Source organism: Streptomyces sp. NPDC056373, assembly GCF_042262425.1.
Taxonomy (GTDB): domain Bacteria; phylum Actinomycetota; class Actinomycetes; order Streptomycetales; family Streptomycetaceae; genus Streptomyces.
In genome coordinates this window covers 151,871-166,970 of the sequence record NZ_JBHJPX010000016.1, presented here as the reverse complement: position 1 = coordinate 166,970, position 15,100 = coordinate 151,871, and the positions used below count along the sequence as shown (strand labels likewise).

Here is a 15,100-nt window from a genome sequence, read left to right as displayed (position 1 = left end):
GCGGGCACCTCACTTGTACATGGTCTGGTTCATGGTTCCGGGGGCGTACGCGTCGGGGTCGACCCAGACGTTGATGAGCGACGGCTTGCCGGACTCGCGGGCGCGCTGCAGGGCCGGGCCGATGTCGGCGGGGTCGCGGACCTCCTCGCCGTGGCCGCCGAGCATGCGGGCGAACTCGTCGTAGCGGACGTCGCCGAGGGTGTTGCCGATCCGCTCGCGTTCCTTGCCGTACTTGGCGGCCTGGCCGTAGCGGATCTGGTTCATGGAGGAGTTGTTGCCGACGATGCCGACGAACGGGAGGTTGTACCGGACGAGGGTTTCGAAGTCCCAGCCGGTGAGGGAGAACGCGCCGTCACCGAAGAGCGCGACGACCTCCTTGTCGGGCCGCGCCTGCTTGGCCGCGAGCACGAAGGGGACGCCGACGCCGAGCGTGCCGAGGGGACCGGGGTCCATCCAGTGCCCGGGCGACTTGGGCTGCACGACCTGACCGGAGAAGGTGACGATGTCGCCGCCGTCGCCGATGTAGATGGAGTCCTCGGTGAGGAAGTCGTTGATCTCGCTGACCAGGCGGTAGGGGTGGATGGGGGAGGCGTTCGACTTCAGGTTGGGCAGCCGCTTCTCCAGCGCGGTCTGCTCGGCCGCGCGCAGCTCGTCCAGCCACTCCTTGCGCTTGGACGCACCGCCGTTGATGCGTCCGGAGGCCGCCTCGGTGACCGACTTCAGCACCAGCCCGGCGTCTCCCACGATGCCGAGGTCGATGTCGCGGTTCTTGCCGACCGTGCGGTAGTCGAGGTCGATCTGCACGACGGTCGCGTCCGGGGACAGCCGCTTGCCGTAGCCCATGCGGAAGTCGAAGGGCGTGCCGACGATGACGATGACGTCGGCATTGGAGAAGGCGTACCGGCGGGAGAGCTGGAAGTGGTGCGGGTCGCCGGGCGGGAGGGTGCCGCGTCCCGCGCCGTTCATGTAGGCGGGGATGTTGAGGGTCCGGACCAGCTCGATGGCCGCTTCGGTGCCCCGGGTCGTCCAGACCTGGCTGCCGAGCAGGACGGCCGGCTTCTCGGCGTGCACCAGCAGGTCGGCGAGTTTCTCGATGGCCTCGGGGTCGCCGGCCGAGCGGGTCGAGGCGCGGTAGGCGCCTTCCTGCGGCACGCGTGCCTTGGCGGCCGGGACCTTGGCGTCCAGCACGTCGCGCGGAATCTCCAGGAAGGAGGGTCCGGGCGCGCCGTGGAAGCACTCGCGGAACGCCATGGACACCATGTCCGCGGCGCGGGCCGTGTCCGGCACGGTCGCCGAGAACTTGGTGATGGGGTTCATCATGTCGACGTGCGGCAGGTCCTGCAGGGACCCCATCTTGTGCTGGGTGAGGGCCCCCTGACCGCCGATCAGCAGCATCGGGGACTCCGCGCGGAAGGCGTTGGCGACACCGGTGACGGCGTCGGTCGTGCCGGGGCCCGCGGTGACCACGGCGCAGCCGGGCTTGCCGGTGATGCGGGCGTAGCCGTCGGCGGCGTGGGCGGCGACCTGCTCGTGGCGTACGTCGACGACCTCGATGCCCTCGTCGACGCAGCCGTCGTAGATGTCGATGATGTGGCCACCGCACAGGGTGTAGATGCGGTCGACCCCCTCGGCCTTCAGTGCCTTGGCTACGAGATGACCACCGGAAATCAAGTCCTGGGTGTCGTCGGGCATGGCGAAGTCCTGTCCCTTCGTAGGGGTTTGGAGCGGCTCGCAGTACATTGCATACAGTCGACGAATACTGTATGAAGCTTGTTATCCCGCATCCGGTGGGTGGTGTCCAGGGGGCGTGCGGCATTTTCAGTCAGGAGCCGAAATGGACCTGTACGAACACCAGGCAAGAGAACTCTTCGAAGAACACGGCATCTTGGTGCCGCGGGCCGAGGTGACCGACTCGCCCAAGGAGGCGCGCGGGATCGCACGCCGGCTCGGCGGCCGGGTCGTGGTGAAAGCCCAGGTGAAGACCGGTGGGCGTGGCAAGGCCGGCGGTGTGAGGATCGCCGCCGACCCGGCCGCCGCCGAGCTGACCGCGCGCCAGATCCTCGGCATGGACATCAAGGGACACACGGTCGGCACGGTGATGCTGGCCCAACCGGTCGCCATCGGGACCGAGTTCTACGTGTCCTACGTACTCGACCGCGCGGCGGGCCGCTTCCTCGCGATCGCCTCCGCGGAAGGCGGCATGGAGATCGAGGAGGTCGCCGCCACCCGCCCCGAGGCCGTGGCCCGTGTCCCCATCGACCCCGCCGAGGGAGTGACCACCGCGAAGGCGGGCGAGATCGCCGAGGCGGCGGAGCTGCCGCAGCAGGCCGTGGACGTCCTCGTACGGCTGTGGGAGGTCCTGGTCCGCGAGGACGCCCTCCTCGTCGAGGTCAACCCGCTGGTCCGCACGAAGGAGGGCCGGATCCTGGCCCTCGACGGCAAGGTCACCCTTGACGACAACGCGCGCTTCCGGCAGGCGCGCTGGGGCGCGGACGACGCGGAGCACGACGACGCGCTGGAGGCGGCCGCCGCCGCGAAGGGCCTCAACTACGTCAAGCTGGACGGCGAGGTCGGCATCATCGGCAACGGCGCCGGTCTCGTCATGTCGACGCTGGACGTGGTCGCGGGGTGCGGCGCGCGACCGGCCAACTTTCTGGACATCGGGGGCGGAGCGAGCGCCCGGATCATGGCGGACGGCTTGTCGGTCATCCTCTCCGACCCGGCCGTGAAATCCGTCTTCGTCAACGTCTTCGGCGGGATCACGGCCTGTGACGCGGTCGCCGACGGCATCGTGCAGGCCCTTCAATCCGTGCGGTTGACCAAGCCGCTGGTCGTCCGCCTGGACGGCAACAACGCGGCGCGGGGCCGGGCCATCCTCGACGAGCACGCGCATCCGCTGGTCCAGCAGGTCACCACCATGGACGGCGCCGCCGCCCGTGCCGCCGAACTCGCCGCCACGGCCTGAGGAGAGGGAACGCGATGGCCATCTACCTCACCAAGGAGAGCAAGGTCCTCGTCCAGGGCATGACCGGTGGCGAGGGCATGAAGCACACCCGGCGCATGCTCGCGGCCGGAACCGACGTCGTCGGCGGCGTCAACCCGCGCAAGGCCGGCCGCACCGTCGACTTCGACGACCGTGCCGTGCCGGTCTTCGGCTCCGTCGCCGAGGGCATGCGCGAAACCGGAGCCGACGTCACCGTCGTCTTCGTCCCGCCCGCCTTCGCCAAGGCGGCCGTCGTCGAAGCCGCCGACGCCGGCATCGGCCTCGCTGTCGTCATCACCGAGGGCATCCCCGTCCACGACTCCGTCGCCTTCGCCGCCCACGCCAAGGACAAGGGCACCCGCATCGTCGGCCCCAACTGCCCGGGCCTCATCACCCCCGGCCAGTCCAACGCGGGCATCATCCCGGCCGACATCACCAAGCCGGGCCGCATCGGCCTGGTCTCCAAGTCGGGCACGCTCACGTACCAGCTCATGTACGAACTGCGCGACATCGGCTTCTCCACCTGCGTCGGCATCGGCGGCGACCCCGTCGTGGGCACCACGCACATCGACTGCCTCGCCGCCTTCCAGGACGATCCCGACACCGAACTGATCGTCCTCATCGGCGAGATCGGCGGGGACGCGGAGGAACGCGCGGCGGCCTACATCCGCGAGCACGTCACCAAGCCCGTCGTCGGCTACATCGCCGGATTCACGGCACCCGAGGGCAAGACCATGGGGCACGCGGGTGCGATCGTGTCCGGCTCGTCCGGCACGGCCACCGCGAAGAAGGAGGCTCTGGAGGCGGCCGGGGTGAGCGTGGGAAGCACACCGACCGAGACGGCGAAGCTGGTGCTCGAGCGCCTCGCAGCGCGATAGCGGCCCGCCCGGACCGATTCCCGCCCCCGACTGTGCACCGAGAGCGGAGCAACCCCATGGCACCCACCCTCACCCTCAAGACCGGCACGTCCTGGTCCGACGCGTGGCAGCGCTGCCTCGCCGTCGCTCCCGAGGCCTTCCGCGACGACCGGCTCCTCAACCTCTGGAACGGCGCCTGGCAGGAGGACGGACGGGTCCTGCCCGCCGTCAGCCCGGTCGACGGCAGCCCTGTCGCAGGCCCACCCCGCCTGGACGGAACCACCGCCCACCGGGCCGTGTGCGCCGCACTCGACCAGCACCGCGCCTGGCGTCACCTCCCCCTGGAGGAGCGCCGGGCCCGGGTCGCGGCCACCCTCGACGCCCTCACCGAGCACCGCACGCTGCTCGCCCTCCTGCTCGTCTGGGAGATCGGCAAGCCCTGGCGCCTCGCCCAGGCGGACGTCGACCGGGCCATCGACGGGGTCCGCTGGTACGTCGACGGCGTCGAACCGATGCTCGCCGGCCGCTCCCCGCTGGACGGCCCGGTGTCCAACATCGCCAGCTGGAACTACCCGATGAGCGTGCTCGTTCACGCAATGCTGGTCCAGGCACTGGCAGGCAACGCGGTCATCGCCAAGACCCCGACCGACGGCGGTGTCGCCTGTCTGACCCTGGCCTGTGCTCTCGCCGCCCGCGAGGGAGTTCCCGTGACCCTCGTCAGCGGCAGCGGAGGCGAGCTGTCCCAGGCGCTGGTGCGGGCGCCCGAGATCGGCTGCGTCTCCTTCGTCGGCGGCCGCGACACCGGAGCCGCGGTGGCCACAGCCGTCGCCGACCTCGGCAAACGACACGTCCTCGAACAGGAGGGACTCAACACCTGGGGCTTGTGGAACCACTCGGACTGGGACACCTTCGCCGCGGTGATCCCCAAGCTCTTCGACTACGGCAAGCAGCGCTGCACGGCGTACCCGCGCTTCGTCGTCCAGCGGCACCTGTTCGACGCGTTCCTGGCGGCCTACCTCCCGGCGGTGCGCACGCTCAGGGTCGGGCATCCGCTCGCGGTGGAGCAGCCCGACGACCCGTACCCGGAGCTGGACTTCGGGCCGGTGATCAACGCGGCCAAGTCGAAGGAACTGCAGGACCAGGTCGCCGTGGCGATCGAACGCGGCGCCGTACCGCTGCACCGCGCCACGCCCGGCGACGCCCGCTTCCTGCCCGGCCAGGACACCTCCGCCTACGTCCAGCCCGTCACGCTCCTCAACCCGCCTTCGTCCTCCCCGCTGCACCACGCGGAGCCGTTCGGCCCGGTCGACACGATCGTCCTGGTCGACACGGAGGCGGAGCTGCTGGCCGCGATGAACGCTTCCAACGGCGCGCTGGTCGCCACCCTGTCCACCGACGACCGGGCGACGTACGAGCGGCTCGCCCCGCACATCCGCGCGTTCAAGGTCGGCCACGGCACGCCCCGCTCCCGGGGCGATCGCGACGAGCTGTTCGGCGGGCTCGGCGCGTCCTGGCGCGGTGCGTTCGTCGGCGGCGACCTGCTCGTGCGGGCGGTGACGCGAGGACCGCAGGGGGAGCGGCTGCCGGGCAACTTCCCGGAATACCAGCTGCTGCCCTGACCAGGGGGGCGCGTCCGGCGCCGGTTCCCCGCGGGGTTCGCGATGAGGGGGGCCGGCGTCGGACGCCGTAGCGGCCCGGCGTCCGGCGGGGGCCTGTGTGTGGTGCGGGCGAGGTCCGGCAGGTGGCCTGCGTGCGGGTGCGGGCGAAGTCCGGCAGGGGGCCTGTGTGTCGGTGCGGGCGACGCCCGGCAGCGGGCCTCGCCTGTGGGCACGGTCCGACGTCGGCCCGGCGCTCCGAGACGTCGTTTCAGCCGATGCCCTGCCGGTCCGGGCGCAGGGCGAAGTCCCGGTCCGGCGGGGTCGCCGCGGCGAGATCGACCGCCTGCCGGAGCAGTTCGCGGTGGCGCAGCAGCGGCTCCCGGCGCTCCGGCGGCGCGAGCAGGAGCAGGTCGTCGAGACCGGCCAGCATGCGCCGGGAGATCTGCGGGCTGCCGACGGCGCACCCCCGTGCCTCGGTGAACCCGAGATCCACCAGCTCGGTCCAGCCGGGCACGGGCTGCACCAGCCGCACCGCGCCGGCCCGGTCCCGGTGCAGCGCGGCGTCCAGCGGACGCCGGCTCAGCGCGGCCAGGAACTGGACGACGCGGTCCAGCGCCTGGACGGCGGTCGTCGGATCGTTGATCGCGGGGGACAGGGCACGCAGTGCGATGTCGGACAACTGCCGCAGTCCGAAACCGAGATCCTGGTGGTAGGTCCGCTCCACTCCCACCGAGATCGCGTAGCGCAGCGCCCTGCGCGGCGGGACCGGCCCGCCGTGCACCGCCAGCACGGGCATCCCGGGCACCACGAAGTCCCCGATCCGCGGGATCAGCCGCAGCACGACTCCGTGTTTGCGCCCCACCCGCACCAGGCGCGCGATGTGCACGTCCCGCAGCACTCCGGCCCGGCCCTCGTGCGGCACCCACGCGGTCTCGCTGCCCAGGCCCGGCGTGTCCGGCCCGCCCACCGGCACGGGCATGGAGGCGACCACGCGGAACGACTCCGAGGCGATCCGCGCGATCACATGGCTGATCCGCATCAGCCGCAGGGTGGCGTTCACGTACAGGACGAACAGCAGGAGGCTCAGGGCGACCATGCAGAGGGTGAGGACCGACTGCACCAGAGGCACCGTCGTGACGGCCCGGGGGTCGTCGACGCTGTCGAAGCTCGTCAGGACCAGCAGGGTCAGCACGAAGGTCGACAGGAAGACCGCGAAGGTCGCCTTGGTGATCCGGCTGCGCACGAAGAGCCGCACCACGCGCGGGGTGAACTGCCCGCTCGCCATCTGCACGGCCACCAGCGAGATGCTGAAGACCACACCGATGAAGGTCATCATCGCCGAGCCGACCGCGCTCACCACGGCCTTCGCGTCCTCGGCGAACCGCAGCAGCTCGCCGAGCGTCTCGTAGTCACCGTCCTGCTGGAGCGCGTCGACGACGGCCGCGTCGAGCGCCTCCGCGCCGACCCAGACCACGAAGACACCGACCATCGCCGCGGTGGGGGCGAACCAGAACGTGTCCCGCAAGTGCTCCCTGAGCGGCGACAGCGCACGCGGGCGACGCCCCGCCGAGGGTCTCTGCGTAACCATCCAGTCACTCATGGTGCGACCCTAGAGGTATCGGTGCGCGAGGTCCCGGACCCCCGCCAGGCGCACGGAAACGCAGGTGAAAGGCGCTCCGAAAGCTTGGTATGGTTGTCCATGTCGCCGCGGGGAACACCCCTGGCACGGCGGCAGACACCTGGTCCGGGTGGCGGAATGGCAGACGCGCTAGCTTGAGGTGCTAGTGCCCTTTATCGGGCGTGGGGGTTCAAGTCCCCCCTCGGACACAGACCAGCTCGGGCGGGTCGAGATCTTCTCGACCCGCCCGAGCTGTTGTGCTGTGGTGAGGCGCCCGAGCTGTCGGTGTCGCTCGAGTTGTCGGTGTCAGCCGAGCTGTCCGTGTCGCCCGAGGCGTTGTGCATCACCCCTCCCCCCCGGGGGGGATCAGCGCCGGTACCCCCGCAGCTTGCGGTACAGCGTCGCCCGGCCGATTCCCAGCGCGGCCGCCGCGCGAGCCTTGTTGCCCCCGTGGCGGCGCAGCGCCTCCAGGATCGCGGCCCGCTCGGCATGCTCCATCGGGCTGAGCGGACGAGCGGCCGGTCCTTCCCGGACCGCGTCCGGCAGCTCCGCCCGGCGGACCGGACCGGACACCCGCCGGTGCTCCGCGAGGGCTCGTACGACGTGAGCCAGCTCGGTGACGTTGCCGGGCCACGGGTAGCGCTCCAGCGCGTGCAGGGCGTCCAGGGTCCAGGTCAGCGGCGGTTGCCCGGGCGCCGTGCGGGGCGTGAGGGCCGGCAGGAGTTCCCGTATGTCCTCGGCGCGTTCCCGTAGCGGCGGCAGGGACACCGAGCGGGCGGACAGTTTGTCCAGCAGGCGCTGCAGGCAGGGACCGGCGGCCGCGCCGGGTGTGTAGGTGATCAGCAGCCGGCTGTCCGGGTGCTGGTCGAGCAGGGAGTTGAGCGCCGCCACGCCGGGCTGAGCGAGGCGCTCGGCGTGCCGGAGCAGGAGGAGGCGATCGGAGCGCCACCCGGGCAGGGCCTGGTCGAGGCCGGTGTCCCGCGCCGCGTCGGCGACCTGGACGGGGCTCTGCCCGAACAGCTCCCGTGCCAGCGCGGACTTGCCCGTGCCGCGCTCACCGGTGAGCAGCAGGGGCTCCCGGGAACGGGCCAGTTCGACGGCATGCCCGACGGCGTGCCGCCAGGAGACCGAGGAGCCGGTCAGGGTCACCGGCGGGGCCGGGACCGGGGCCGAGGCCTTTTGCTCCGGATCGTCGAGCGGTTCCAGGGCGGCCACGATCCCGATGGTCCTGCCGTCCCGGCACACCGGGGTGACGCGCGCGGTGCACCCGGCTCCCTCCGGCAGCGTCGCGAAGCCCGTGACGTCCGTGTCCCGCGCTCCGGCCGCCGTACGCTCCAGCACCCCGAGCACCTCGGGTGTCAGCAGCCGCTGCGCCGCCTCACTGACCAGCCGGTTGCGGCCGTCGAGTGCCGCCACGGCCCGGTCCGGCCCCCGCGCCGCCCGCAGGTAGGCGTCCAGCAACACCCGCTCGTCCCACCCGGCCCGTGCCCGCAGCTCCGTCTCGATCGCCGCGACCGTCGCCTCTGCCAGGGCCGCCTGCGGGTGCGGCGCTCCCGGGGCACACAATCGTGTCACGGCGGTCACGGTGCCCAGGATCTGTCCGCTCTGCGGCCCGAGCACCGGGACGCTGACCGCGGACACACCCTGCCACCGGTCGAGGAAGTGTTCGGGTCCGTGCACCTCGGCCCGGCCTCTCACACGCACGGCGAGCGCCGCGCTGTTGTGGCCGACCTTCTGCTCCGACAGGTCGCCGCACGCCCCGAACTCCGCCGTGTTCCCGGCCGTCCACAGCACGCGCAGCCGCTCATCGGTCAGGACGAGCACCGTCCCGTCCACGCCCCGCGCCGGGACGATCCGGTCCAGCACCGGCCGGGCGGCGCCGAGCAGTGCCGGCTCCCCGGCGAGCGGGGGACAGGTCGCCGGCGCCGCCAAGTCGTGCGGCACGCCGAAGAACCGCGCCCGCCGCCACGCCGCGACGACGTCCTCCGGCACGCCCCGGGGCAGCGGGCGCCCCGACAGGAACCGCTCGCGGGCGAGACCCAGGGAGGGCCGGGCGGTGGCTGCGGGGGAGGGGTCTGTGGTGGTCACGGCACGGCCCACCGTAACGGGTTCGGTTGAACAGGAAACAACCGCGGGTCCCGAAGCCCGGCTCCGCGGGGTCGCTCCACGAGGAACCCGGCGCCCCCTTCGCCGGAACCCGGTGTCTCGTAATGAGACACCCGCGCCCGGCCGGAGCACCCCATGATCATGCACGTTCCGCATCCGCCGCCCGAATCCCTCTTCCGCAGGAGCGCCGCATGGCCACCGTCGTCGAGACCGACGTCCTGATCGTGGGCAGCGGCCCGGCCGGTGCCTCGGCCGCGCTCGCCCTGAGCACCTACGGTGTCCCCAACATCGTGGTGACCCGCTACGCGCGCCTCGCCGACACACCCCGGGCGCACATCACCAACCAGCGCACCATGGAGGTGCTGCGCGATCTCGGCGTCGAGCAGGAGGTCGTCGCACAGGCCACCCCCCAGCAGCTGATGGGCAACACGACGTTCTGCACCAGCCTGGCGGGCGAGGAACTGGGCCGGGTGCGCTCCTGGGGCAACGACCCGCTCGTCCAGGCCGAACACGAACTCGCCAGCCCCACCCGTATGTGCGACATGCCGCAGCACCTCATGGAGCCGGTCCTCGTGAACGCGGCCGTCGCCCGAGGCACCCGGCTCCGCTTCGAGAACGAGTACCTCTCCCACACCCACGACGCCGACGGCGTCACCGCCACCGTCCGCGACCGGCTGCGCGGGGACACCTACGAGATCCGCGCCAAGTACCTGATCGGCGCCGACGGCGGACGGTCGAAGGTCGCCGCGGACGCCGGGCTGCCGATGGGCGGCCAGATGGGCGTGGCCGGCAGCATCAACATCGTCTTCGAGGCGGACCTGAGCAGGTACACCGCCCACCGCCCCTCCACCCTCTACTGGGTCCTCGCCCCGGGCGCGACGGTCGGCGGCATCGGCGCGGGCCTGGTGCGCTGCGTGCGCCCCTGGAACGAGTGGCTGATCGTCTGGGGCTACGACGTGAGCGCCGGCGCCCCCGACCTGACGACCGAGTACGCCGAGTCGATCGTCCGGAAGCTCGTCGGCGACGACGACATCCCCGTGACCGTCACCTCGTCCTCGGCGTGGACCGTCAACGAGATGTACGCCCAGACGTACGCCGACGGCCGGGTCTTCTGCGCCGGCGACGCCGTCCACCGGCATCCGCCGTCCAACGGCCTCGGCTCCAACACCTCGATCCAGGACGCCCACAACCTCGCCTGGAAGCTCAAGCTGGTCCTCGACGGCACCGCCCACCCCCGCCTGCTCGACAGCTACACCGCCGAACGGGCCCCGGTGGGACGGCAGATCGTCACCCGCGCCAACCGGTCCATCCGTGAGACCGCCCCGGTCTTCGAGGCCCTCGACGGGCTCTCCCCGCAGACCCCCGCGCAGCTGTGGGCCAACATCGCCGCCCGCAAGGACGCCACCGAGGCCGCCGAGAAGCAGCGGGCGAAGCTGCGCGAGGCGATCGCCTTCAAGGTCTACGAGTTCAACGCACACGGCGTCGACCTCAACCAGCGCTACCTCGCGGAGAGCTCCGCCGCGATCGTCCCGGACGGCACGCCCGACCCCGGCTTCACCCGCGATCCCGAACTGCACCACCAGCCGTCCACCCGGCCGGGCGCGCGGCTCCCGCACGCCTGGATCACCTCCGGCACCCGCACGCTCTCCACCCTCGACACCGTCGGCCGGGGCCGTTTCACCCTGCTGACCGGCATCGGCGGCGAGGACTGGGTGCGGGCGGCCTCGGCCCAGGACATCGAGATCGACACCGTGGTGATCGGACCCGGCCAGGAGTACGAGGACCCCTACGGTGACTGGGCACGCCTGCGCGAGACCTCCGACGCGGGCGCCCTCCTCGTCCGCCCGGACGGCTTCGTCGCCTTCCGTCACGCCGCCGCCGCTCCGGCCGCCGCGGAACTCCTCGCGGACGCGCTGCGGCGGATCCTCGGGCACGGGTGAGCGCCATCATGAGAGCACGGGTGAGCGCGCCATCATGAGAGATGGGGAAGAAGCGGACGTCGACGACGAGGAGCCGGGATGACCATCGATGCGACCAGGGCCGGCGTCACCGAGCAGGCCATCGCCAGCCTGCGCGGGACCACCGACCCGCGGCTGCGTGAACTGCTCACCGGCCTCGTCCGCCATCTGCACGACTTCGCCCGCGAGACCCGTCTCACCCAGGAGGAGTGGGCGCGGGCGATCTCCTTCCTGACGGCGACCGGCCAGGCCTGCACCGACACCCGGCAGGAGTTCATCCTGCTGTCGGACGTACTGGGCCTGTCCATGCTGGTGGAGACCCTCCACGGCGATCACGCGGCGGGGGTCACCGAGTCGACCGTGCTGGGCCCCTTCCACCTGACCGAGTCGCCGCCGCGCGCGCTCGGGGACGACATCGACCTGGTGGGCGGGGGTGAGAGGTGTGTCGTCAGCGGCCGGGTGCGATCCGCGGACGGCACCCCGCTGCCCGGCGCCGTCGTCGACGTCTGGCAGGCCGACGACAAGGGCTGCTACGACGTCCAGCAACCCGGCGTCCAGCCCGCGGGCAACGGACGCGGGCTGTTCACCGCCGACACCGAGGGCCGCTTCTGGTTCCGCACCTGCGTCCCGGCGGCGTATCCGATCCCCACCGACGGCCCCGTGGGCGGGCTGCTGCGCGCGACCGGGCGGCACCCCTACCGCCCCGCCCACATCCACTTCATCGCCGCGGCCGAAGGCCACACACCCGTCACCACGCACATCTTCGTGGCCGGCGGCGACTACCTCGACTCCGACGCGGTGTTCGCCGTGAAGCAGAGCCTCGTCCAGGACTTCACGGAGACCGACGACCCGGCGCTGGCCCGGGAGTTCGGCGTGGACATCCCCTTCCGCCACGCCCGCTTCGACCTCGTACTGGAGCGGTCCGCATGACGTTCCAGGACGAGTTCAGCTACGAAACCCGGCCCCAGCGGGTGGTCTTCCGGCCCGGCGCGGCCGTCACCGCGACCCCGGGCGAGGCGGCGCGCCTGGGCCTGAGGCGGCTGCTCGTGGTGTCCGGCAGCCGGGGCGAGCAGGTGGCGCGGGCCGTCGCAAACGCGCTCGGCGACAGCTGCGCCGGGCTGCACGCCGAAGCCCGGATGCACGTGCCCGTCGAGGACGCCGACCGGGCCGTCTCGGCCGTCCGGGCGGCCGGCGCGGACGGCTGCGTCGCCGTCGGTGGAGGCTCCGCGATCGGGCTCGGCAAGGCGATCGCCCTGCGCACCGGACTGCCGCTGATCGCCGTACCGTCGACCTACTCGGGCTCGGAGATGACGCCGGTGTGGGGCCTGACCGAGCACGGCACCAAACGCACCGGCCGCGATCCGGTCGTCCAGCCCCGCAGCGTCGTCTACGACCCCCGGCTCACCCTCTCCCTGCCGGTGGCGCTGACCGTGACCAGCGGGATCAACGCCGTCGCGCACGCCGTCGAGGCGCTGTACGCCCCGGACGTCTCACCGCTGGTGACGGTCATGGCCGAGGAGGGCGTCCGGGCGATGGCCGGGGCGCTGCCGCGGCTGGCCGGCGATCCGGCGAACCTCGACGCGCGCAGCCGGGCGCTGTACGCGGCATGGCTGTGCGGCGCGTGCCTCGGCGCGACGACCATGGGACTGCACCACAAGCTGTGCCACGTCCTCGGCGGCACCTACGGCCTGCCCCACGCCGAGACCCACACCGTCGTCCTGCCCTACGCCCTCGCCCACAACGCCCCGGCCGCCCCGCGTGCGTTGACGGTCCTGCGCCGCGCCCTCGGCAGCGACGACGTGCCCCGCGCCCTGTGGGACCTGGCCGGCCGCCTCGGCGCACCGCGCTCCCTCGCCGAACTCGGCCTGGCGGATGCCGACCTCACCCCCGCGGCGGCCCGGGCCGCGGGGGAGCCGTACGCCAACCCGCGCGAGGTGACGGAGGAGGGGGTACGGGGCGTACTGCTCGCGGCGTTCGACGGCGGCCCGCCGGACTCCGGCTCGCGGACAGAACCGGACTCCGGCTCGCGGACAGTAGGTGACCGCAAGCCTTCCTAGGGTCGTGGCATGACTCAGACGCAGCAGATCCTTGTCACCGGCGCCACCGGAACCGTCGGCCGTCAGGTCGTCGCCGAACTGCTCGAGCGGGGGCACCGGGTGCGTGCTCTCACCCGAGACGCGGGGAAGGCCGCCTTCCCGGCGAGTGTCGAGGTCGTCGAAGGCGACCTGACCGAGCCGGACAGCCTGGCCGCGGCCCTCGACGGCGTCACCGGCCTGCACCTGATCACCTTCGGGGACACCGCCTTCAGCCCGTTGGAGACCGGCCCCCGGATCCTGGAACTCGCCCGCTCCGCCGGTGTCCGCCGCGTCACCGTGCTGCACGGCGGCGGCCCCACCCCGCTGGAGGACGCCGTGCGCGCCGCCGACGGCGTGGACTGGACCGTGCTCATGCCGGTCGAGTTCATGGCCAACGCCCTGGAGTGGGCGGACGGGATCGTGGCCTCCGGCGAAGTGCGGGAGCCGTTCGTCGACCGGCTGAGCGCGATGGTCCACGAGGGCGACATCGGCGCCGTGGCCGCGGTCGCGCTCACGGAAGAGGGCCACGGCGGCCAGGAGTACGTGATCACCGGCCCCGACGTCCTCACCGTCGGCGACAAGGTGAAGACGATCGCGGCGGCCGCCGGCCGGGAGATCACCCTGGTCGAGCTGACCGAGGAAGAGGCTCTCGCGCAGTGGCGGGCGACGGGCCTTCCGGAGGACGTCATCGGCTTCCTGCTCATGGCGTACGGGAACACCCCGGAGGTGGGCCGTACGGTCTCGGGCACCGTGGAGAAGGTCACCGGCCGGCCCGCCCGCACCTTCGCCGGGTGGGCCGCCGAGCACGCGCACCGCTTCGGGGGACGGTCGTGACTGTCTCGTATTGAGACACCCGTGCCCGTGCCCGGCCCGTCAAGATCGACAAGGGGGTGTGACCGCAGCAAGGTGCGGCCGTCGGCATGCGCTGAATCGCCGACCGTACGGCCGCACACCCGAAGAAAGGTGACCACCATGGCCCTCGCACTGCTCCGGCGCCGGTGGCTCAAGAACACCTCCGCCGCAGCGGCGGGTCTCGCCCTCCCCCTTCCCGACGGCGCGGGCGCCGTGGCCCGCGAGGTCGTCGACCCGATGGGCTCGCCCCTGGCGTCCGCGGACGTCACCGTCACCGCCCTGGACACCCACCGCGTGGCCGCCCGCGGCACGACCGATCCGTACGGGTACTTCCTCGCGGCGCTGCCGCCCGACCGGTACAGCCTGCTCATCTCGGCGGAAGGCCTGCGGCCGCACCGCGAGACGATCGAGACGGGCCCGGGCGCCCCGACGAACCCCGAGCGCGTCTGGCTCCAGCCCGCCGAGGCGCTTCAGTTGCCGACGCCGGGAACCTGGCTCTTCGACCCGCCGCACACGGCGATCCGGTTCATCGCCAAGCACGTCGGGATGGCCCATGTGCACGGCCGTTTCGAACGCTTCGAGGGCGGCATCCGGATCGCCCCGGACATGGCCGACTCCCGCGTGCAGGTCCGGATCGATGCCTCCAGCATCACCACGGGCAACACCACCCGCGACAACCACCTGCGATCCGCCGACTTCCTCGACGTCGAGCGCTTCCCGTACATCGACTTCACGAGCGCCCGCTTCGCCTACCGGGGCGGCAGCAAGTGGACGCTGCAGGGCTCCCTCACGATGCACGGCGTCAGCCGCTCGGTGTCCCTGGACACGACGTACCTCGGCAGCGTGAACGGCGGCTACGGCCAGGAACTGCGCTGCGCGGCCCTGGCGACGGCGGAACTGCACCGCGAGGACTACACGCTCAACTGGCGCTCCATGCTGGCCCGCGGCATCGCGGTCGTCGGCCCGACGGTCCAGCTGGAACTCGACGTCCAGGCGATGTACCGCACCCACGACACGCCCACCCCGCCGGAATAATCCCTGGCTCCTCATCCC

The 15,100-nt window shown here is 72.2% G+C and carries 11 protein-coding genes and 1 tRNA gene; 9 read left to right on the top strand and 3 right to left on the bottom strand.

The window, feature by feature from the left end; genetic code table 11:
- Positions 1–9: 9 nt before the first annotated feature.
- The gene (locus tag ACFCXS_RS30745) at positions 10–1,692 is read right to left on the bottom strand and encodes a thiamine pyrophosphate-binding protein (protein ID WP_376646623.1); all 1,683 of its coding nucleotides are present in this window, start codon (positions 1,690–1,692) and stop codon (positions 10–12) included.
- 142 nt (positions 1,693–1,834) lie between these two features.
- Between ACFCXS_RS30745 and sucC the strand changes: the two genes are divergently transcribed.
- From sucC to ACFCXS_RS30730, 3 genes are read left to right on the top strand one after another with little or no spacing between them, the layout of a single operon-like run.
- Positions 1,835–2,965, top strand: coding sequence for an ADP-forming succinate--CoA ligase subunit beta (gene sucC, locus ACFCXS_RS30740; protein WP_376646622.1), 1,131 nt, complete (start codon positions 1,835–1,837; stop codon positions 2,963–2,965).
- Positions 2,966–2,979: 14 nt separating this feature from the next.
- The gene (sucD, locus tag ACFCXS_RS30735; protein ID WP_376646621.1) at positions 2,980–3,861 is read left to right on the top strand and encodes a succinate--CoA ligase subunit alpha; all 882 of its coding nucleotides are present in this window, start codon (positions 2,980–2,982) and stop codon (positions 3,859–3,861) included.
- 56 nt (positions 3,862–3,917) lie between these two features.
- Positions 3,918–5,459 (top strand): aldehyde dehydrogenase family protein, encoded by a 1,542-nt coding sequence (locus tag ACFCXS_RS30730; RefSeq protein WP_376646620.1) that lies wholly within the window; start codon positions 3,918–3,920, stop codon positions 5,457–5,459.
- Between the two features lie 247 nt (positions 5,460–5,706).
- Here the strand turns inward: ACFCXS_RS30730 and ACFCXS_RS30725 are convergent, their stop codons facing one another.
- On the bottom strand, positions 5,707–7,038 hold the full coding sequence (locus ACFCXS_RS30725) for a DUF2254 domain-containing protein (protein ID WP_376646619.1): 1,332 nt from the start codon (positions 7,036–7,038) through the stop codon (positions 5,707–5,709).
- Between the two features lie 142 nt (positions 7,039–7,180).
- Between ACFCXS_RS30725 and ACFCXS_RS30720 the strand changes: the two genes are divergently transcribed.
- Positions 7,181–7,265 (top strand) — tRNA-Leu (locus ACFCXS_RS30720).
- A gap of 157 nt (positions 7,266–7,422) precedes the next feature.
- On the opposite strand, the gene ACFCXS_RS30715 is transcribed toward ACFCXS_RS30720, so the two are convergent.
- Complete coding sequence (locus tag ACFCXS_RS30715; protein WP_376646618.1) at positions 7,423–9,144, bottom strand: sigma-54-dependent Fis family transcriptional regulator; 1,722 nt, start codon at positions 9,142–9,144, stop codon at positions 7,423–7,425.
- A 209-nt stretch (positions 9,145–9,353) separates the two neighbouring features.
- Here ACFCXS_RS30715 and ACFCXS_RS30710 point away from each other — a divergent pair, with 209 nt between their 5' ends.
- The 5 genes from ACFCXS_RS30710 (at position 9,354) to ACFCXS_RS30690 (ending at position 15,082) form a co-directional block, all read left to right on the top strand.
- A complete protein-coding gene (locus ACFCXS_RS30710) occupies positions 9,354–11,102 on the top strand; it encodes an FAD-dependent oxidoreductase (protein WP_376646617.1) in 1,749 nt (582 codons plus the stop codon).
- 78 nt (positions 11,103–11,180) lie between these two features.
- Positions 11,181–12,050 carry a dioxygenase gene (locus ACFCXS_RS30705; RefSeq protein WP_376646616.1) on the top strand — a complete coding sequence of 290 codons (870 nt, stop codon included), beginning with the start codon at positions 11,181–11,183 and terminating at the stop codon, positions 12,048–12,050.
- Positions 12,047–13,177 (top strand): maleylacetate reductase, encoded by a 1,131-nt coding sequence (locus ACFCXS_RS30700; RefSeq protein ID WP_376646615.1) that lies wholly within the window; start codon positions 12,047–12,049, stop codon positions 13,175–13,177. Before ACFCXS_RS30705 ends, ACFCXS_RS30700 begins: the two co-directional genes overlap by 4 nt.
- 9 nt (positions 13,178–13,186) lie before the next feature.
- Positions 13,187–14,029: an NAD(P)H-binding protein gene (locus tag ACFCXS_RS30695; RefSeq protein ID WP_376646614.1), complete on the top strand. Its 843-nt coding sequence runs from the start codon at positions 13,187–13,189 to the stop codon at positions 14,027–14,029.
- 138 nt (positions 14,030–14,167) lie between these two features.
- A complete protein-coding gene (locus ACFCXS_RS30690; protein ID WP_376646613.1) occupies positions 14,168–15,082 on the top strand; it encodes a YceI family protein in 915 nt (304 codons plus the stop codon).
- The last annotated feature ends 18 nt before the right edge of the window (positions 15,083–15,100 follow it).

Excerpts from the sequence above, each read along its gene's own strand:
- ACFCXS_RS30745 (WP_376646623.1), bottom strand. The coding sequence starts at position 1,692 with ATGCCCGACGACACCCAGGACTTGATTTCCGGTGGTCATCTCGTAGCC.
- sucC (WP_376646622.1), top strand. The coding sequence starts at position 1,835 with ATGGACCTGTACGAACACCAGGCAAGAGAACTCTTCGAAGAACACGGC.
- sucD (WP_376646621.1), top strand. The coding sequence starts at position 2,980 with ATGGCCATCTACCTCACCAAGGAGAGCAAGGTCCTCGTCCAGGGCATG.
- ACFCXS_RS30730 (WP_376646620.1), top strand. The coding sequence starts at position 3,918 with ATGGCACCCACCCTCACCCTCAAGACCGGCACGTCCTGGTCCGACGCG.
- ACFCXS_RS30725 (WP_376646619.1), bottom strand. The coding sequence starts at position 7,038 with ATGAGTGACTGGATGGTTACGCAGAGACCCTCGGCGGGGCGTCGCCCG.
- ACFCXS_RS30710 (WP_376646617.1), top strand. The coding sequence starts at position 9,354 with ATGGCCACCGTCGTCGAGACCGACGTCCTGATCGTGGGCAGCGGCCCG.
- ACFCXS_RS30705 (WP_376646616.1), top strand. The coding sequence starts at position 11,181 with ATGACCATCGATGCGACCAGGGCCGGCGTCACCGAGCAGGCCATCGCC.
- ACFCXS_RS30700 (WP_376646615.1), top strand. The coding sequence starts at position 12,047 with ATGACGTTCCAGGACGAGTTCAGCTACGAAACCCGGCCCCAGCGGGTG.
- ACFCXS_RS30695 (WP_376646614.1), top strand. The coding sequence starts at position 13,187 with ATGACTCAGACGCAGCAGATCCTTGTCACCGGCGCCACCGGAACCGTC.
- ACFCXS_RS30690 (WP_376646613.1), top strand. The coding sequence starts at position 14,168 with ATGGCCCTCGCACTGCTCCGGCGCCGGTGGCTCAAGAACACCTCCGCC.